Here is an 18,354-nt window from a genome sequence, read left to right on the forward strand (position 1 = left end):
GCGTTTTATCGTAGCTTGATAAGCTTGCCGAAACCTTCCCGCCAGCTTCTTTGCTTTTGGCTCAAAAACTGGCAGATTCAGTCGACGACCGTGGGTCAGACCTTGCGATAAACCCCTAGGTTCGCACTCTTGCAATGCGGCAACTCCACTCCTTTTCTCTTCGAAACCTTGCCGATTTCTCACCGAATTCTTGCGCCTCGCTTGTTTCCAGGGGCCGTCCTTTGATACACTCCCCGGCAGATTGGTTTGCGCGAGCCCATATGCCAAGCTTGCGCCTCGAGAAAGGTCAAGGTTCGGTGAAGTTCTAGACGATGCGTCCCATTCGGCTCGCCGCATTATGGCGCAGCCTTGCGCAGATTGCGCCCGGCCCTGCTACGCCGCGCATGCGGCATATATGGCTGTGCGCGGTTGCATCGTCTCCGAAATCCTAGCCGTTTGACTTTTGAGTCACGATTCGTCCGAGCTTCGCCCTTTTCGTGACCTGTCCGGATCCGGCCAGTTGGGCTCGGCCCCGCCGTCTGACGCCCCCCGCTATCCCGCTTTTCGGACAAACCCGGCACGCCCCGGTCTGACGACTCAGCCGCATCGCACAGCCTCCCGTCTTGATCGGAGGCACCATGTCAAAAAGTCAAACGCTCACGCTTTCGCATATCACCTACTCATACCCCGATTCGCCCACGGCAGCGCTCAACGATGTCTCGGCAACGTTCTGCTCCGGCTGGACCGGCATCGTAGGCGACAACGGCTGCGGCAAATCCACCCTCGCACGAATTGCGTGCGGACTTATCGCGCCCGACGCAGGAATCGTGACGCCGCGCCTCACGTTCGCCTTCTGCGCGCAGGACGCAGGGCTCGAGCCCGACATGCTCTACGATTTCGCCTGCGACTACTCCCCCGATGCCGCACGCTTGCGCCGCATGCTCAACATAGATGACGACATGCCGTGGCGCTTTGCGGAGCTCTCAGGCGGCGAGCAGAAGAAGATCCAGGTTGCTGTCGCCTTATGGAGCAAACCCGAACTCTTGGTCATCGACGAACCCACCAATCACGTGGACGCCGCCTGCCGCGAGCAGATCCGTATCGCGCTTGCGAGCTACAAAGGCATAGGCCTGCTTGTGTCCCACGACCGCACGCTGCTTGACGTCTTGGTCGCTCGCTGCCTTTGCTTCGAGGCGGGACGCGCGGTCATGCGCCCGGGCACGTATTCGCAGGCGCATGCGCAGGCGGAGCTCGAGCGAGAGAGCACCGCCCATGCTCGCGCTGTCGCAAAATCGGAGGAGAAGCGTCTTCGGGCGGAATACGTCAAACGGGCAGAAGAGGCCTCGCGCGCAGCGGCGAAACGAAGCGCCCGACACCTCGATCCGAAAGACCATGACGGCAAAGGGCGCATCCAACTCGCCATCTTCACTGGAAAAGACGGCGTGGCGGGCAAACTCGCCACCCGCATGGAGGCGCGCGTCAGCCGAGCACAAGCCGCAACCTCTTCGCTTCACGTCGAAAAACGCTACGAGGGCGATCTATGGCTGGAGTCCGTTCCCAGCCCGCGCAAAACATTGCTTCATCTAGAGCCAGGCGAGATCCCCTGCGGCCCCAACCGCACGCTGAAACTGCCTGACTTGTTTCTGGGCAGCATCGACCACCTGGGAATACGCGGGCCAAACGGAGCAGGCAAGTCAACGCTTTTGCGCCACGTCATGGCGCTGCTCTCCCGGCGTGAGGCAGCCGGTGTCGGCACGCGCACGCTCTTCATGCCGCAAGAGATCGATGAGACAGAAGCCCGCGCCATTCTCGCCGACGTGCAATCGATGCCTCAAGCCGAGCGAGGCAAGCTGCTCTCCATTGTGGCGCAGCTTGATTCGAGCCCCGACCGCATCCTTGCAGGCGACGTCGTAAGCTCTGGCGAACTGCGCAAACTGATGCTCGCGCGCGGCATCCTGACCTCGCCCGAGCTCATCGTGATGGACGAGCCCACCAACCACCTTGACATACATTCGGTCGAGGCGCTCGAACGCGCGCTTGCGGCGTTCCCCGGAGCACTTGTGCTGGTGAGCCACGACGACGCCTTTCTCACCGCTTGCTGCACGCGGATCCTCGAGCTTGTCCCCGGTCCATCGCGTACGGAATGCCGCCTCCTATAGGCAGCCCCAAGCTCACCAACGGCACCGATTCCGCCATCGGTCTGAGGCCCCATCGATTCGACCCCGTCGGTCCGGCCCCATCGGTCCGAGACCCCATCGGTCCTGTCCCATCGGTCCGGCCCCCATCAGTCCTGCCCCATCGGTCCTGCCTTTGCGCCTTGGCACGTCATTTTGAGGTTGATCTGCCTTCTATAGGTCATTTTCAGCGTCAAAATGACGTGCTAACTATCGATGGCCGCAGGCGACGCCGCGAGAGAAGGTAACGGATCGAAGGCGCGGCGAAAGAGCTGCTCGGCGTCTTTTCGCATGTATGTTCTACGAAGCTCCCGTTTCGTGGATTTTACTTTGGTTGTCTAAATAATAGAATGACTAAGCATTAATAACCCGTGAAGAAAGTCGCCCCATGAACCCTGTTCGCAAAGCGTATTGCCGCATCTACCAGACCTGTTTCCGCATCGCATTGCCCGTGCTCCCCTATCGCGAGCCCGAGCCGCTGGCTTCGTTCGAAGACGCCGCCGCGCTGCTCGCCGACAAAGGCATAAAGCGCCCGCTCGTCGTGACCGATGCCACGATCGAAAAGCTCGGTCTCACCTCCGAACTCAAGAGGTCCCTTGAAGCGCACGGCATCGAGTATCGCGTGTTCGCCGACGTGGTGCCCAACCCCACCGTGTCCAACGTAGAGGCGGCGCGGACGCAGTACCTTGACGAAGGCTGCGACGCCATCATCGCGTTCGGCGGCGGCAGCGCCATGGACTGCGCGAAGGCCATGGGAGCGCGCATCGTGCGCCCCAACAAGCCTGTATCCAAGATGCGCGGCCTGCTGAAAATCCTGCACCGCCTGCCGCTGTTCATCGCCGTGCCCACCACCGCCGGCACCGGGTCGGAAACCACGCTGGCCGCCGTCATCACCGACGACGCCACGCACTACAAATACCCCATCAATGATTTTAGCCTCATCCCCCACTACGCGGTGCTGGACTACCGCACCACGCTGGGCCTGCCCAAGCACGTGACCTCCACCACCGGCATGGACGCGCTCGTGCACGCGGTGGAGGCGTTCATCGGCCGCTCCACCACCGCCGACACGCGCGCCCGCGCCATCGAGGCCACCACGCTCATCCGCCGTTACCTGCGCCGAGCATACGAGAACGGCCAAGACGCCGAGGCACGCGAGGGCATGCTGCGTGCCGCCTATGCGGCAGGCCTCGCGTTCACCAAGTCCTATGTGGGCTACGTGCACGGCGTGGCGCACTCGCTGGGAGGTCAGTACGGCATCGCGCACGGCCTCGCCAATGCGGTGCTCTTGCCGTATTTCCTGGAGGAATACGGAGAGGCCGCCCAGGCGAAGCTCGCGCGCCTCGCCCGCGAAAGCGGCGTCGCAACCGAGATGCTGGGAGACGATGTACGAGATGCCGATGACGAAACCTGCGCCCGTGCGTTCATCGGCTGGGTGAAGCAGATGAATAAGACAATGGACATTCCTACCAAACTCGAAGGGATCCGCGAAGAGGACATACCCATGATGGCAGCCCGCGCCGATGCGGAGAGCAACCCGCTCTACCCCGTGCCCAAGCTGATGGACGCCCACGAGCTAGAGAAAATGTACCGCCTCGTGATGGCGTAGCGACCCCGCCGGTCCGGGCGCATGGGAGGGCAGCAAGGAACACACGTTCGGCTACCGCCCTCTTCGAGGGCTATGCGCCTCACTAGGCTTTCCAGCCACTAAAAAGAATAAGTGAGAAAGCCGAGTGATTCCTAGCAGCCCTCCCATGCGCCCGGACCTGAACCCTTCCCCTTGTCCATCATCCCAGTCCCATCGCCGGAACCACCGCGTCGGAACACAACATCATTCCGAAAGGACCGCCATGACCGATATCGAACAAATCGTCGCCGAGCAGCGCGCGTATTTCGCCACCGGCGCCACCATCCCCGTCGAAGCCCGCATCTCGGCGTTGCGCCGCCTGGAGCGCGCCATCCTCGACCACGAGGACGAAATCAACGCCGCCCTCAAGGAAGACCTGGGTAAATCCCCAACCGAGAGCTATATGTGCGAAGTTGGCCTCACGCTTGCCGAACTGCGCTACCAAATCAAACACGTGCGCGGCTGGGCAAAACGTCACGGGGCATGGGTAGGGCTTGCCAACTTTCCCTCGCGCGGATTCACCGTTGCCGAGCCCTACGGCGTCACGCTTATCATGAGCCCGTGGAACTATCCGTTCATGCTCACCATGGAACCCCTGGCTGGCGCAATCGCCGCCGGCAACTGCTGCGTGCTCAAGCCCAGCGCCTACTCCCCCGCCACAAGCACCGCCATTCGCCACGTCGTCGAAGCCGCATTCGACGACGGCCACGTAAAAGTGGTCGAAGGCGGGCGTGCCGAAAACACCGCCTTGCTTGACCAGCGCTTTGACTACATCTTCTTCACCGGAGGCGTCACCGTTGGGCGTTTGGTCATGGAAAAGGCATCGGCCAACCTCACGCCCATCACGCTCGAGCTTGGCGGCAAAAGCCCCTGCGTCATCGCCGCCGACGCGAACCTCAAGGTCGCCGCGGCACGCGTGGTATTCGGCAAGTACCTCAACTGCGGACAGACATGCGTGGCACCTGACTATATTCTGGTGGACGAAAAGGTGCACGACCGCTTCGTCGATTTGGTGAAAGAGCAGATCACCGCCATGTTCGGCGAGAAGCCGCTGGACAACCCGGACTATGGCAAAATCATCAACCGCAAACATTACGAGCGCATCATGGGACTCATCGATCCCGCCAAGGTAGCGGCAGGCGGCGCCGGCCGCGAAGACGAGCTGCGCATCGAGCCCACCGTTCTCGATAGTGTGACGGCCGACGACGCCGTTATGGGTGAGGAGATCTTTGGGCCCGTGATGCCCGTTATCACCTACAAAACCGTCGAGGAAGCCGAGGCCTTCATCAAAGAACGCCCCAAACCGCTCGCGCTGTATCTGTTTACGAACAGCTCCACGCTGCAGGAGCGTTTCCTGCGCCACGTGCCCTTCGGCGGCGGATGCATAAACGACACCATCGTTCACCTCTCTACGCCCAACATGGGCTTTGGCGGCGTAGGCAACTCGGGCATGGGAAGCTACCACGGCATTAGAAGCTTCAAGACGTTCAGCCACGAGAAATCCATCCTGAAAAAGGCGAACTGGCTGGATTTGCCCATGCGTTATCAGCCCTTCGCCGATTGGAAGGACAAAGCCATCAGAATGTTTTTGCGATAAAGGCGACCGAGAAGGGGGCTTCTGCCGCAATGCCCCCTTCCATTGGGATCTTCTTCTGCGCAGACGCCCGTCAATGGAAACACCCGCCCATCATTAAGGATGAAAAAGGGCGTCCGTCACGTGCAACTTGACCGGCGTGCACCTTTTGTTGTACAAGAAGTTCATAAATCGTTTTATTTGCCGCGTGGCCTTACGAGTCGGCTCACGAAGCCATATGGACAGCGAGCGGTCGGCATACGCTACACAAAGTGCCTCCGGAGGCATTTCCCCCGAAGGCACTTACATGAACGATAATCCCCGTAGGATATCCTGGTCGATAAGGGAATTCGCTGCGCGAAGCGCCCCTACTCGCGCCATCTACTCTTCAGTCTCGCATGCCTTTTGATACGCTTCGTACAAATCGGGCGCCACTTTCTTTTGGCTTACCGGTCTGAAATCGTCGGAGCGCACCAAGCAATGCACCGACGCACCCGTTACGCACGGCCTGTCAACACCCGGTGTCTGCCCCTCTTTATACACCTCATAGGTATACGTCGTTTTGACGGGCGTCACTTTGGTCACCTTTGCACGCACTACGGCAACATCGCCATAGGTGAGCGATTCGCCATATGAAAGCTGCACGTCCAGCACAGGACTCATAAAGCCCGCCTCTTCGAGCTTGGCATAAGGAAATCCGAGCTTTTCAAGAAACGCCGTGCGCGCCTCCTCGAAATACAGCAGGTAATTCGCGTGATACACCACGCCCATCTTGTCGGTTTCGGCATATCGAACCTTAATCCTGGTCTCTCCTACCATCATGCTCCCTCCCGCGATGCCGTTACGATTGCGCCGGCTTCTCGCCGTTCGTTTTGCTCGTGTGATACATGCTCGATGATAGCATTCGCCACGGAGTCGAATCCAAAACGCCACGAATTTCATTGCGCGAGCCTCCGTACAAGACATCAACTCTACGAATGCCACCGGTTCTTTCTCGAGTTGCAGGATGCGAGGCAAGCATAAAACTGCTAAATCAAAACGCGCCTACCGATCTGGAGGGAATCGAGAACGCGATAGCCCGAACGCGCTGGCCGTAAGCTCGCCGAGAACCCAATCAAACGACCCGCCCCACTGCTCCAAGCGAGTACAATTTGCTTTGCGCGCAACCCGATAGGCCAACCGAAGGCTACTGCCCCAATAAGGCCAACGCCATCGATTTGCTTTGCGCGCAACCCGATAAACCAACCGTCATACGATGGACTCAGGAGAGCCATATGCCAGCTTTTGAGCGACCAAAATCAACAAGCACCGGCGCACGAGGCGCAAAGAAGCAGCGCAGACGGTGGCCGAAAAGGCTCGCCATCGGCATTGTCGTTGCCTTAGCCCTTTGCGCTGGCGGATTCGCTCTGTACGTGTCCGATTATTACCACGCCTCTGAAACCGAGACATACCTGCCCGCAAGCAGCGGTCTTTCTGTCGTCGAGAACGACCGCTACATCGCCGTAAGCTCACCGGACGGCACGGAGGATGCAGCGAACGCTCCGGGTGACGGGACGGACGCGGTTGGCGCTCCGGACAACAACGCCGACGCGGCGAACGCTACGGATGCCGTAGAAAACGCATCGGACGAGCAGGATAGCGCTGAAGATGCAGCGGGCGAAGCGGCGGCGCATCCGGACGATTCCGCAGTCCAAACACCCGCCAGGGTCGGCATCGTGCTCTACCCCGGCGCCAAGGTGGATCCGCACGCATACGTGCCCCTCGTCGTAGACCTCGCCGAGCGCGGAATGCTTTGCGCCATAATCAAGGCTCCGTTCAATCTTGCATTCTTCGATATCGACGCCGCTCAAGCGGTGATGGCCGATCATCCCGAGGTCCAAACATGGTGGGTCGGCGGGCATTCGCTCGGAGGCGTCGCGGCGTCTCAGTTCGCCGCCAATCACGCCGACGAGCTCGAAGGCGTAATCCTCCTTGCATCATATGCTGCCACCGACCTCTCGGACACACATCTTCAGGTACTGCAGGTTTATGGCACGAATGATTTGGTCCTGAACCGCGAGAGCATGGAGAAAAACGCCGTCAACCTATCCAGCGTCTCGACAACCCTCGCCATTGAAGGCGGCAACCATGCAGGATTTGGCGCCTATGGCCCGCAGGCAGGCGATGGGGGGGCGGAAATATCTGCCGAAGAGCAGCGGAAGGAAACAGCCGACGCGATAGCGGCGTTCGTCTCACCCGACAACAAGCCTCTTGAGAACGACGAATCTGCCGTGCTCTCCCAAGGCGACTCCTATGAGCTTGCGCAGAACCCCAACGCATAGCCCCAAAACCCGCGCAGAGCGCCATGCGAAAGCCATCACCCCGAAGTGACGCGCATCTTGCACATGTAAAATGCTCGTCACTTCTGACATTTAGCGCCCGTTCGACGCTCGCTCAAGGCTATCATTTGGGAAAATGCCCGCGACGCATGAAGCGCAGTTGATCGCGCCCGCGTCAGCACGTTTTATCAGACCGGACACGAAAGACGCCCATGCCCCGACGAGCCGCGAAGGAAGCCCATGCCTCAGCTTGTTGATTGCCACACCCATACGTTGTTCTCAGACGGAAAGTCCACGTTCAGGCAAAACATGCGCGCCGCCGTCGCCGCCGGCCTCTCGACCGTCGCATGCACCGATCACCTGGCGCACCCTGTCTACATGGACTGCGCGATCGACGAGTCGCGCCTCGACGAATATGCCGCCGAGATTCGCCACGTGCGCGAGGAGTTTCCCCGGCTCGAAATCATCTACGGGTTCGAGGCTGATTGGTATCCCGGCTGCGAGGCCGATATCGCCGCCGCACGAGGCGGGGCCACGTTCCTGCTCGGCTCCATCCACTACCTCGACGAATACGCCATCGACTGGGACGAAGACATGCGCGCCTGGGAAGAATGGGGCGCAGACGGCGTATGGGAGCGCTATGCGGAATCCTGGTGCGAGGCATGCTTTAGCTCCGCGCGCTTCGACTCCATGGCCCACCCCGATCTTCCGCGCCTGATGGGCCCAGCAGGCCACACGCCCACCATCGCCCTTGAGCCCCTATGGGACCGCATGGCAGAAGCGGCGCGCGAAGCGGGCGTGCATGTGGAGCTTTCCACTGCCGCGCTGCGAAAGAACCTGGGCGACTACTATCCCGCCGAAGGGCTGCTGCGCCGGTTCTGCCAGGCAGACGTACCGCTTACCGTAGGGTCGGATTCGCACGAGTCATCCTCCATGGGCTTTCGCATCGCCGACGCCTATGCCCATGCCGCCCGCATCGGCTACCGCAGCATCGATGCGCCCACCATCGACGGCGATTGGCGCACTGTCGCACTCGCTGACTAGAAATCCTGTCCAAGCAAGCGCCCAGCGCGAGGTGGAATGCTCGCCCCGGTCGCGTAATGCCCCAATCAATCGCGCAATGCTCGCCCCGATCGCGCAACACGATCCGCAATGTCCTCCGCAGGCGCCCAATGCAAGACACGACGTCCGCTTCGATCGCACAACGCGAGCACGACGACCGTCCCAATCGCGCAACGCAGAGCGCAATGCCCATCTCGGACGCACATTGAGCGACGTGGCGCCTGCCTCTGTCGCCCAGCGCATGGCATAATGTCCGTCTCGGGCACATACGAGTTCAATACTCAACCTAAATAAAGTCGATTGTCGAATAGCTCGAGTATTGAACTCCCATAGCGCATCTCGAACCCGATTTACGAATTCACAAATTGCGTGACCTGGTGTTTTTACGTTTGAGAAATCAACGGGACGTTCGTAATGAATCAAGAATCGTTCAATACTCGACCCATTCGTCAAGCGACTTCGAATAAAACGAGTATTGAACTCTAGCAGTCGGGCAGTGGGCAGTCGCCGGTTTGGACGGCAGTCGGGTAACTTGAAAGGTAGCCGGACGGCTTAAACGATGGTCTGCCAGCTTGAGCGCGAGACGCCATGACACGCGCGAATGACCTCGTGAGTGCTGTTTGATCCGTATGGGGTCGAGCAGATTGAACGGTAGTGAGCCAGCTTGAGCGCGAGACGCTATGACGCGCTTCCAGAAAAAACAATGCCGGCGCGCACCCAGCTCTCCAGTAACTTCGTGAGCTCAATGAACTAGACCTGCGCTTACTCGAGAAATCAATGTCTGCGCGCGTCCAACTCGCCGGCCAGCTCATCGATGCCCACGCCGTAGCGCTCGAGGACCACCATCAGGTGATACACCAAGTCGGCAGCCTCGTATCGAATATGGTCGTGATCGTTGTCTTTGCACGCAAGCGCCACCTCGACCGCCTCTTCGCACACCTTCTTGAGCACATAATCCTCGCCGCCCTGCAGAAGGCGTGCGGTGTAGCTTTTCTCGGGGCTCGCGTCGCGGCGCGCAGCGATGACCTGCGCCAATCCCGTGATGGTCTCGCCGATATTGCCCGGCTGCACGTTGGCGGTTCTCTCTCCCATGGTCACATTCTCCTTATCCACGCCATGACGCCGCACCTCTTGCCGTTGCCCAATCGAACCAAGACGGTGGACAGCAGATGCACGACGCTGTAACGGCCGATAGCACGTCAAGCCAGCCGCGCGCCTGCCGCCTTCCCATTCCTCGCGCGGCAGATGCACGACGCCGTAACGGCCGATAGCACTCCACAGACGATACGAGCGCCCTACTTTGCAAGCTCGTTGAAAAAGCAGCTGCGCGCGCCCGTGTGGCATGCGGGCCCCGGCGAATCCACCCGCACCAGCAGGCAGTCCGCGTCGCAATCGGCCGCCACGGCGACCACGCGCTGCATGTTTCCGCTGGTGGCTCCTTTGTTCCATAGCTCCTGGCGCGAGCGCGACCAGAACCACGTGGTGCCCGTCTCGAACGTGAGCCGCAGCGACTCTGCGCTCATCCACGCCATCATCAGCACCTCGCCGGTGTCGTGCTGCTGCACGATGGCGGGAATAAGCCCTCGCTCGTCGAAGGTCAGCTCGTCTATATTCATGCGATTCCTTCCTAAACCGGCGTGGCCGCAATTAGAAATCCAGACGCACGGGAATCCCCTGCGATGCCATATACTCTTTCACCTGGCGGATGCTGAATGTGCCGAAGTGGAACACGCTCGCCGCCAACACCGCATCGGCCTCGCCCTCGATGATGCCTTCGGCGAAGTGCTCGAGCGTTCCCACGCCGCCTGACGCGATGACCGGGATGGGCACGGCGCGCGCCACCGCGCGGGTGAGCGCCAAATCGAAGCCGTCCTTGGTGCCGTCGCGATCCATGCTCGTAAGCAAGATTTCGCCCGCCCCTCGGCGAGCCGCCTCGCGCGCCCATTCAACGGCATCGAGGCCCGTGGCCACGCGGCCGCCCGCCACATAAACCTCCCACCGGTCGGCACCGGGCGCACCCGGCTCGCCTACGCGCTTGGCGTCGATGGCGCACACCACGGCCTGCGTGCCGAACGCCGATGCCGCAAGCGTGATGAGCGCCGGATCCTTCACCGCAGCCGAATTGAGCGACACCTTGTCGGCGCCCGCTGCCACCATGGCCCGCATCCCCGCCAAGTCGCGGAAACCGCCGCCCACGGTGTACGGGATGGAAAGCTCCTCGGAAGCATGCGACGCCATGTCGATGGTGGTACCGCGATTGTCGCTTGTGGCCGTGATGTCAAGGAACACCACCTCATCGGCGCCCGCGCGGTCGTACGCCGCGGCAAGTTCAACGGGATCGCCCGCATCGCGCAACCCCACGAAATTCACGCCCTTGACCACGCGCCCGTCTTTGACGTCGAGGCAGGGAATAACGCGTTTGGTGAGCATGTCACTTCCCCTCCCTTTCGCCCGCGGAAAAAGCGGCATCAACGGAGGCTCCGCCGCTCGTGGCGCCTTCGATTGCGGCAGCAGATTCTGAAGTCGGAGCTCCGCCAGCCGCAGCGGCCTCGCCCGAATCACGAGCAGGCCCCTCGCCCGCGCCACCCTGCGCCGCCGCCAACGCGTCAGCCAGCGCGAACGCGCCCTCGTAAAGCGCCCGGCCCGTTATGGCGCCCTCCACAATCTCTGGCCCCAGCGCCGCAAGAGCGCGGATGTCGTCGAGCGCGGAAACGCCGCCGCTTGCCACCACGGGGAAACCCGCCAGGCGTGCCACCTGGGCATACGCTCGCACGTCCACGCCGGTTTGCATTCCGTCGCGCGCGATATCGGTGAACACCAGGTGCCTGAAGCCCAGCGCGGCGAGCTCGCCCACCACGTCTTCCAGGCTGCGCGCCACACCCTCGCGCCACCCGTTCACTTTCACCTGGCCATCGCGCGCCGCCACGTCGGCCACCAAAAGCTCGCCGAACTCCGCCGCGGCCGCACGGGCAAACTCAGGATCGCGCACCAGCGCCGTGCCCAGCGCAATGCGCGCGCAGCCCAAATCGGCAAGCTCCTGAATGCGCGCAAGCGTGCGCACGCCGCCGCCCACGTCAACCCGCATGCCTTCCACCTGGCATATCGCACGGATGGCCTCATCGTTCGCCGCGCGGGCCTTGGCGTCTTCCTCGAAGGCGGCGGAAAGATCCACCACATGAATCCACTGCGCGCCCTGCGCCACGAACTCGCGCGCCACAGCCGCCGGATCATCCGAATACACCTTCATACGCGAGCGGTCGCCACGCTCAAGGCGCACCACCTTGCCCGCAACCAGATCGATCGCCGGGAACAGAATCATCGCGCGCCCCCTTCCACATGCGTCTCCACGATATGTACGAAGTTGCGCAGGATCTCGAGCCCGTGCGCGGAGGATTTCTCCGGATGGAACTGGCAGCCGAACACATTGCCGCGCTGCACCACCGAGGCGAACTCGCGCGCGTAGAACGTCTTGGCCGCAATATCACGCTCCTGGACATCCGCATCAAGCGCGAAGGAGTGCGTGAAGTACACGTTCACGCCCTCAGCCACGCCCTCGAGCAACGGGCATGCGGCGCCGACGGCTGTTTTATGGAGTTGATCCCAGCCCACGTGCGGCACCTTCACGCGGCGCCCGGGCAGAAGCGTGCACGATCCGGGCAAAACGCCCAGGCCGCGCACCCAGCGCTTGCCCTGCACCTCAAACACATCTCCCGGCTCAAGGCCGCCGCCGTGCTCGTCGGCCGATTGGGCAAGCGGCGCGCCCTCCGGCACGTTCTCGTCGCCGCGCTCGAACAGAAGCTGCATGCCTAAACAGATGCCAAGAAACGGCGTACCGGCGCCGGCGGCCACCGCTCCCACAACCGCACGGTCTTGGCCGCTTTCGCGCATGAAAGCGATGGCGTCATAGAACGCGCCCACGCCCGGCAGCACGATGCCGTCGGCCGCGGCGATCTGCGCCGGGTCATCGGTCACCAGCGCCTGCGCCCCGGCGCGCGCCAGTCCCCGCGCCACGCTGGAAAGGTTGCCCTTGTGGTAATCGACCACCGCTATGGTAGGTGCATACGACATTCGTCCTCCGATACCAAAAACAATCAGGTCTCCGAAAAGTCAGCGAGAGCTAATCTGACGAGTCAAGTTGCCCCGCTTGGGGCCAAGCGGCCTTCGTGCCGCGCCGTGTCCCAAACAGTTGATATGCCGGCGGCATATCAACTCCCCGTCTTCCGCGTCCGAGAGAACGCCGGCCGTCAGATTAACTCGCAGCGTCGAGTCTTTCGCTGTTCGGTAGAACAGCGAAACTCACAACACACCCTTGGTAGAAGGGATTCCCGACTCCCGCGGGTCCATCTCCACAGCTTCGCGCATCGCGCGACCCACCGCCTTGAAGGCCGCCTCGATGATATGGTGCGAGTTCTCGCCGTAGATCAGGCGCACGTGCAACGTCACACCCGCCTCACGGGCAAAGGCGATGAAAAACTCCTTGGCAAGCTGCGTGTCGAATGCGCCCACCCACTCGGAGGTGGGCTTTACCTCGTAAAACGCCTGACCACGCCCAGAGATATCCACCGCCGCCATCACCAGCGCCTCATCCATCGGTACGAATGCATGGCCGAACCGCCTGATGCCCGCCTTGTCGCCCAGCGCCCGCGCGAACGCCTGGCCCAGCACGATGCCCGTGTCCTCCACGGTGTGATGGCCGTCCACCTGGCGGTCACCCTCAAGCACGTCCGCATCCAGCCCGAACTTGCCGTGCCGCGCGAACGCATCCAGCATGTGGTCGAAAAACCCGATGCCCGTATCCACATCGCGCATGCCGTCGTCATCCAGATTCAACCGCACGCGAATGGTGGTCTCGTTGGTATCTCGCAGGCAATCGGCAACACGGCCCGCGCCCTGATTGCGTGTTTCCATGGTCAGCCCCTTTCGTCGCAGCCGTCGCATTCCATGATAGCGCGCAAGGCATCGAGCACCGCAGTGTTTTCCGCGGGCGTGCCCACGGTGATACGCAGGCAGTCCTCCAACCCCGGCGCGTAGGAAAAATCGCGCACCAGGATAGAGAACTCGTCGCGCAGTCGTGCGCGCACATCGCTTGCGTGCGGCAGGCGCACCAGCACGAAGTTGCCGTGGCTGGGCCACACCGCCGCCTGGGACGCAAGCGGCTCGACCAGCGCGGAAAGCTCTTGCACCATGCGCTCGCGCTGGGCGCGAATCTCGTCGACCACCGGCGCGAACGTCCTGCGGTTGCGCACCGCCGCGAACGCCACCGCCTGCGTGAGCACGTTCACCGAGTAAATCTGGCGAATCGCCGCAAACGCATCGATGACGTCGGACGCTGCCAGCACGTAGCCGCAGCGGATGCCCGCCTCGCCGAACGCCTTGGAAAGCGTGTGAAGCACCACCAGATTGTCGCATTCGTCCAGCAGGCACTCGGCCGTGGTGCACGCGTCGGCAAACTCGCCATAGGCTTCATCCACCATAACCAGACCCGGACACACGCGACACACCTCACGCGCCAAATCGATGGGCACAAGGTTGCCCGTGGGATTGTTGGGCGAGGTGAGGATCACCAGATCGGCACGCGACGCCGCATCGAGCAGCTCATCGCGGGGCACATCGAACGTTGCCGGATCGCGCCACACGCGTTCCACGCCGGTCTGCGTGAGCGAGGCGAAGAATGCGTACTCGCTGAAATCGGGCGGGCAGGTGAGCAATGTGCGCCCGACCCCGCCGAACGCCAAAAGGAAGTTGTACAAAAGCTCGTCGCCGCCGTTGCCCACGCAAATCCGCCCGCGCTCCACGCCGCGCCATGCGGCGATCTGATCGCGCAGATCGTTCGACATCGGATCGGGGTAACGGTTGAGCGGCGTGGCCGCAAGGGCCGCATCGATGGCCTCGCGCACGCCTTCGGGTAACGGGTACGTGTTCTCGTTCGCCGAGAGGTTGATCTTGCACGGCGTGAACGCGGGGTCATAGGGCTCGATGTCGGCCAGGTGCGGCTGCACGAGCGTGCGCATGCGACTTGAAAGCTGCGCCATTCCTTACGCCCCCTTCACCTGAACGCCCGCAGACACGACGGCCTCCTCGTCGCCCGGCCACGCGATGCCGGTAAGGTCGGCCGCAGCAAGCGCGCCGTAGCTCACGGAATCTTCTCCCTGCTCAAGCGCGCGACGACGCAGCGCAGCGGAAAGCGCATGCGCCCACAGCCCTTCGCCTTGGGCGAGCGTCTGCGTTGCGGGCGCATCCTTGAGCAGGCCGGCAGGCGTGTAGCACACCACCGAGGAACGCTTGACGAAATCCTCCACCGAAAGCGGGTTGGAGAAGAGCGCCGTGCCTCCCGTAGGAAGCGTGTGGTTGGGGCCTGCCACGTAATCCCCCAGCGGCTCGGAGCTCCACTTGCCCACGAAGATCGCGCCCGCGTTCTCGATTTTGCCCAGTAGCCCCATTGCGTCCTCGCAGTGCAGCTCCAGATGCTCCGGTGCGATGGTGTTCACCGCCGCCACCGCCTGATCGAGACTGTTCGCCAGCACGATGACGCCCTCGTTGGCAAGCGAAGTGCGGGTGATCTCTTCGCGCGGGCTTTGAGAGACCAACAGCTCTATGCCTCGCTCCACGTCGCGCGCAAAGCTTTCGCTGTAGGTGACCAGATAGCATGCCGCCAGCGGATCGTGCTCGGCCTGCGCCATCAGGTCTGCCGCCACCACCATAGGGTTTGCGCTCTCATCGGCCAGCACGCACACCTCGCTAGGACCAGCCACCATATCGATGCCCACATCGCCCGACACCAGACGCTTCGCCGCAGCCACGAACGCGTTGCCGGGGCCGGTAACCTTGGCAACCTTGGGAATGGATTCGGTGCCAAACGCGAGAGCCGCCACCGCCTGGGCGCCGCCCACCATATAAATCTCGTCCACGCCGGCTACCTTGGCCGCTGCGAGCGTGTACGGCGAGATGCCGCCTTCCTTCTGCGGAGGCGTCACCATTACGATGCGCTTCACGCCTGCTACTTTAGCGGGGATGGCGTTCATGAGCACCGTTGAAGGATACTGCGCACGGCCGCCCGGCACGTAGATGCCCACGGCAGGAAGCGGCGTGACCCTGCAGCCGAGCATGGTGCCATCGGCGCGCGTAGTGAACCAGGACTGTTCGACTTCGCGCTGGTGGAAATCGCGGATCTGCGCGGCGGCCTTCTCGAGCGCGGCGCGGAATGCCGGGCCCACCTGCTCGAGCGCATCGTCCATCACGGACGGGTCAACGGCAAAGTCAGAGATGTCTACGCCGTCGAACTTCTTACAATACTCGCGCAGCGCCTTGTCGCCCCGCTCGCGCACATCGGCCACGATGGAAGCGGCGGAATCCATGACGGCCTGGGGCAGCACGCCCTGACGCGGAAGCTGGCCTGCTTCAAGGTTTTTATCGAAAAGCTGGATATATCGCATTGTGTTCACTCCTTTGCCAAAAGCCGGCCCATTCAACGGACCGCAACTCATGCGAAACTGTCTGCCGGTGGAATCGAAGCGTCCTGTGGGGCATCTCACTTCAGGCGCAGGCCCTTACACGCTCTCGTGCAGATGCCCTGTGCCGCCCGGATGGACCACAGCTGGGGCGTTCGACGCGCGAACGCCCCAACAGGGCGAGTGCGTTGCACGCTGTACGACACCTCGCTGAATCGCGCGTGGGCCGATGATTTCGAAGCGCTAATGTCGCGCGGTTCCCCCCGCCGAAAGAGCGGCGGCCAAACGACGGATGCGCTCGTCGCACCGCACGCCTGCAGGGCTGGCGAAGAAGCGCGCCGTGCAGGCCATGACCTCATCAACCACCACCAGATTGTTCTCGCGCAACGTGGTGCCCGTGGCGGTGATGTCTACGATGCGGTCAGACATGCCCACCATGGGCCCCAGCTCGATGTTGCCGTGCAGCGTGACGATATCAACCTGCTGGCCAATGCGGTCGTAATACATCTGGGTGATACGCGGATACTTCGTGCTCACGCGGATGCTGCCGCGACGTGCCAGCGCCGCCTGCGCGCGACCGGCCGCGTCGGCGGGCTCGGCCACCACAAAGCGGCACGCCCCGAAACCCAAGTCGAGCATCTGCACCAAGTCAAAGCCGGCTTCCACAAGCGAATCGCGCCCGCAAATGCCGCAGTCGGCCCCGCCTGAGGCTACGAAGGCCGGCGCATCGGTGGGGCGCACAATCACGTACTCCACGTCCTCGGCGCGCACGATAAGGTGACGCCCCAAATCGCGCAGAGGCTCCACATCCAAGCCTGCCGCCTCGAACGCGGCAACCGAGTCCTCGAAAAGCGACCCCTTGGGAACCGCGATGCGCAGCGGACGGCAGGCGCACCCCTCGGCCGCCTCGACAGCCGCGCCCGCTTCAAGGGCCTCCTCGACCGCCTCAAGCGTGAGGGCGAAGCCGGCTGCTGGCATGGATGCGCCGCCAAATCGGCACAGCGCCTCGTCGTAGCGCCCGCCAGACGCGACGGGAGTCGCCAGGCCGCCCACGTAGACCGCGAACACGAGGCCCGTGTAGTAGTCGAACGAATTGAGCACCGAGAAATCAACCGACAGGCGATCGGCGAACCCGGCGTCACGCGCCGCGTCGAACAGCGCGCGTAGCTCATCGATGCCGCCGTCGCCCACCACATAGGGTTCCAGCAGCGCCGCCGCCTGGTCGAGCGCATCCGCACCGCCCCAGATGCGCGGCAGTGTGCGGATGGCCTCGCGCGCCTGACGCGGGATGGAAAGCCCTGCCACGCATTCGTCCAGACCTACGAAATCCGAGGCGTGCACGAGGCCCAGCACCGCACGACGATCGGATGCGTCGGGCACGCAGGCATTGAGCAGCTCCTTCAAGGGCTTCACGCTCCCACATACCATGCGCCAGACGGCCACACCCACCGCATCGAGCGCCTCGGCGGCAAGCGACACCACTTCGGCATCGGCCGCAGAGCCCGCATCGCCTATGAGCTCGATGCCGAGCTGCGTAAACTGGCGGGAGCGCCCCGTGAATTCCGCCTGCTCCCGCACGACGGGAGCCACGTAACGCAGGCGGAACGGACCGGAGGCGGGGTCGAGTCGCGTGGATGCCATGCGCGCGATGGGCATGGTGAGATCCGAGCGCATCATGAGAAGACGCCCGCCGCCGTCGAACAGCTGGAATGCCGCATCGTCAACACGTGCGCCGCGCGAGAGCGATGCGCGATCCTCAAGCAAAGGAGTTTCCACAGGAATGTACCCATGAGCCGCAAAGCCGTCGCTTACGGTGCGGCAGATGCGCTCTCGCGCAGCCGCCTCCTCGGGCATGATATCCCTGAATCCTCGCGGCGTAATCGGTCTCACGATGCCAGGCTCCTTTCAGCAGTGCGTTTTCCGGAATCGCGCTGCGAAGCACAGCCGAATCCGACCACCGGGCGCACGATTCCCCTGCGCCATCTCTCGAATGACGATACTTTAGCACAGTAGATTACTAAAGCAAGCAGAAGGGGCATGGTTTTGCACGCATTTTGCCCGCAAGCACACCACAGGGCTGGTTACACAGGGTCGATTCGCACACAGCAACGTCCATTCCGCATGCGCCAAGCGAGCCCTTCCATTCGCCCGAGGAGCCCATTGACCGAATGTG

General features: G+C 62.5%; 15 protein-coding genes. 5 read left to right on the plus strand and 10 right to left on the minus strand.

Annotation, left to right across the window (positions count from 1 at the left end):
• The first annotated feature begins 617 nt into the window (after positions 1-617).
• The 3 genes from DMP06_RS02055 to DMP06_RS02065 all read left to right on the plus strand — a co-directional run bounded on the left by DMP06_RS02055 (position 618) and on the right by DMP06_RS02065 (position 5,377).
• Positions 618-2,138 (plus strand): ATP-binding cassette domain-containing protein, encoded by a 1,521-nt coding sequence (locus DMP06_RS02055; protein WP_123208091.1) that lies wholly within the window; start codon positions 618-620, stop codon positions 2,136-2,138.
• A 403-nt stretch (positions 2,139-2,541) separates the two neighbouring features.
• Complete coding sequence (locus DMP06_RS02060) at positions 2,542-3,762, plus strand: iron-containing alcohol dehydrogenase (RefSeq protein WP_123208092.1); 1,221 nt, start codon at positions 2,542-2,544, stop codon at positions 3,760-3,762.
• Positions 3,763-4,003: 241 nt separating this feature from the next.
• Positions 4,004-5,377 (plus strand): aldehyde dehydrogenase, encoded by a 1,374-nt coding sequence (locus DMP06_RS02065; RefSeq protein WP_123208093.1) that lies wholly within the window; start codon positions 4,004-4,006, stop codon positions 5,375-5,377.
• Between the two features lie 357 nt (positions 5,378-5,734).
• On the opposite strand, the gene DMP06_RS02070 is transcribed toward DMP06_RS02065, so the two are convergent.
• Positions 5,735-6,175 carry an acyl-CoA thioesterase gene (locus DMP06_RS02070; protein ID WP_245962329.1) on the minus strand — a complete coding sequence of 147 codons (441 nt, stop codon included), beginning with the start codon at positions 6,173-6,175 and terminating at the stop codon, positions 5,735-5,737.
• A gap of 590 nt (positions 6,176-6,765) precedes the next feature.
• Between DMP06_RS02070 and DMP06_RS02080 the strand changes: the two genes are divergently transcribed.
• Both DMP06_RS02080 and DMP06_RS02085 read left to right on the plus strand, forming a co-directional pair.
• The gene (locus tag DMP06_RS02080) at positions 6,766-7,674 is read left to right on the plus strand and encodes an alpha/beta hydrolase (RefSeq protein ID WP_161957796.1); all 909 of its coding nucleotides are present in this window, start codon (positions 6,766-6,768) and stop codon (positions 7,672-7,674) included.
• A 237-nt stretch (positions 7,675-7,911) separates the two neighbouring features.
• Complete coding sequence (locus DMP06_RS02085; RefSeq protein WP_123208097.1) at positions 7,912-8,715, plus strand: histidinol-phosphatase HisJ family protein; 804 nt, start codon at positions 7,912-7,914, stop codon at positions 8,713-8,715.
• 792 nt (positions 8,716-9,507) lie between these two features.
• On the opposite strand, the gene hisE is transcribed toward DMP06_RS02085, so the two are convergent.
• The 9 genes from hisE to hisG all read right to left on the minus strand — a co-directional run bounded on the left by hisE (position 9,508) and on the right by hisG (position 18,071).
• Complete coding sequence (gene hisE, locus DMP06_RS02090; protein WP_245962330.1) at positions 9,508-9,846, minus strand: phosphoribosyl-ATP diphosphatase; 339 nt, start codon at positions 9,844-9,846, stop codon at positions 9,508-9,510.
• 182 nt (positions 9,847-10,028) lie between these two features.
• Positions 10,029-10,349 carry a phosphoribosyl-AMP cyclohydrolase gene (gene hisI, locus DMP06_RS02095; protein ID WP_123208098.1) on the minus strand — a complete coding sequence of 107 codons (321 nt, stop codon included), beginning with the start codon at positions 10,347-10,349 and terminating at the stop codon, positions 10,029-10,031.
• A 31-nt stretch (positions 10,350-10,380) separates the two neighbouring features.
• Entirely contained in the window at positions 10,381-11,163 is a 783-nt protein-coding gene (hisF, locus tag DMP06_RS02100; protein WP_123208099.1) for an imidazole glycerol phosphate synthase subunit HisF, read from the minus strand.
• Position 11,164: 1 nt separating this feature from the next.
• On the minus strand, positions 11,165-12,052 hold the full coding sequence (locus DMP06_RS02105) for a 1-(5-phosphoribosyl)-5-[(5-phosphoribosylamino)methylideneamino]imidazole-4-carboxamide isomerase (RefSeq protein WP_123208100.1): 888 nt from the start codon (positions 12,050-12,052) through the stop codon (positions 11,165-11,167).
• The gene (locus DMP06_RS02110; protein ID WP_123208101.1) at positions 12,049-12,801 is read right to left on the minus strand and encodes an imidazole glycerol phosphate synthase subunit HisH; all 753 of its coding nucleotides are present in this window, start codon (positions 12,799-12,801) and stop codon (positions 12,049-12,051) included. Before DMP06_RS02110 ends, DMP06_RS02105 begins: the two co-directional genes overlap by 4 nt.
• Before the next feature lie 228 nt (positions 12,802-13,029).
• Complete coding sequence (hisB, locus tag DMP06_RS02115; protein WP_123208102.1) at positions 13,030-13,641, minus strand: imidazoleglycerol-phosphate dehydratase HisB; 612 nt, start codon at positions 13,639-13,641, stop codon at positions 13,030-13,032.
• A 2-nt stretch (positions 13,642-13,643) separates the two neighbouring features.
• Entirely contained in the window at positions 13,644-14,765 is a 1,122-nt protein-coding gene (gene hisC / locus DMP06_RS02120) for a histidinol-phosphate transaminase (RefSeq protein ID WP_123208103.1), read from the minus strand.
• 3 nt (positions 14,766-14,768) lie between these two features.
• Positions 14,769-16,166 carry a histidinol dehydrogenase gene (gene hisD / locus DMP06_RS02125; protein WP_123208104.1) on the minus strand — a complete coding sequence of 466 codons (1,398 nt, stop codon included), beginning with the start codon at positions 16,164-16,166 and terminating at the stop codon, positions 14,769-14,771.
• A 258-nt stretch (positions 16,167-16,424) separates the two neighbouring features.
• Positions 16,425-18,071: an ATP phosphoribosyltransferase gene (gene hisG / locus DMP06_RS02130; RefSeq protein ID WP_181443008.1), complete on the minus strand. Its 1,647-nt coding sequence runs from the start codon at positions 18,069-18,071 to the stop codon at positions 16,425-16,427.
• Between the last annotated feature and the right edge of the window lie 283 nt (positions 18,072-18,354).

The organism is Slackia equolifaciens, from assembly GCF_003725995.1.
Classification (GTDB): Bacteria; Actinomycetota; Coriobacteriia; order Coriobacteriales; family Eggerthellaceae; genus Slackia; species Slackia equolifaciens.

What these genes read in the sequence shown, in the direction of transcription:
- hisI (WP_123208098.1), bottom strand. Translation starts at nt 10,349, where the DNA reads ATGAATATAGACGAGCTGACCTTCGACGAGCGAGGGCTTATTCCCGCC.
- DMP06_RS02065 (WP_123208093.1), top strand. Translation starts at nt 4,004, where the DNA reads ATGACCGATATCGAACAAATCGTCGCCGAGCAGCGCGCGTATTTCGCC.
- DMP06_RS02060 (WP_123208092.1), top strand. Translation starts at nt 2,542, where the DNA reads ATGAACCCTGTTCGCAAAGCGTATTGCCGCATCTACCAGACCTGTTTC.
- hisC (WP_123208103.1), bottom strand. Translation starts at nt 14,765, where the DNA reads ATGGCGCAGCTTTCAAGTCGCATGCGCACGCTCGTGCAGCCGCACCTG.
- hisF (WP_123208099.1), bottom strand. Translation starts at nt 11,163, where the DNA reads ATGCTCACCAAACGCGTTATTCCCTGCCTCGACGTCAAAGACGGGCGC.
- DMP06_RS02085 (WP_123208097.1), top strand. Translation starts at nt 7,912, where the DNA reads ATGCCTCAGCTTGTTGATTGCCACACCCATACGTTGTTCTCAGACGGA.
- hisD (WP_123208104.1), bottom strand. Translation starts at nt 16,166, where the DNA reads ATGCGATATATCCAGCTTTTCGATAAAAACCTTGAAGCAGGCCAGCTT.
- DMP06_RS02105 (WP_123208100.1), bottom strand. Translation starts at nt 12,052, where the DNA reads ATGATTCTGTTCCCGGCGATCGATCTGGTTGCGGGCAAGGTGGTGCGC.
- DMP06_RS02110 (WP_123208101.1), bottom strand. Translation starts at nt 12,801, where the DNA reads ATGTCGTATGCACCTACCATAGCGGTGGTCGATTACCACAAGGGCAAC.
- DMP06_RS02070 (WP_245962329.1), bottom strand. Translation starts at nt 6,175, where the DNA reads ATGATGGTAGGAGAGACCAGGATTAAGGTTCGATATGCCGAAACCGAC.
- hisB (WP_123208102.1), bottom strand. Translation starts at nt 13,641, where the DNA reads ATGGAAACACGCAATCAGGGCGCGGGCCGTGTTGCCGATTGCCTGCGA.
- DMP06_RS02055 (WP_123208091.1), top strand. Translation starts at nt 618, where the DNA reads ATGTCAAAAAGTCAAACGCTCACGCTTTCGCATATCACCTACTCATAC.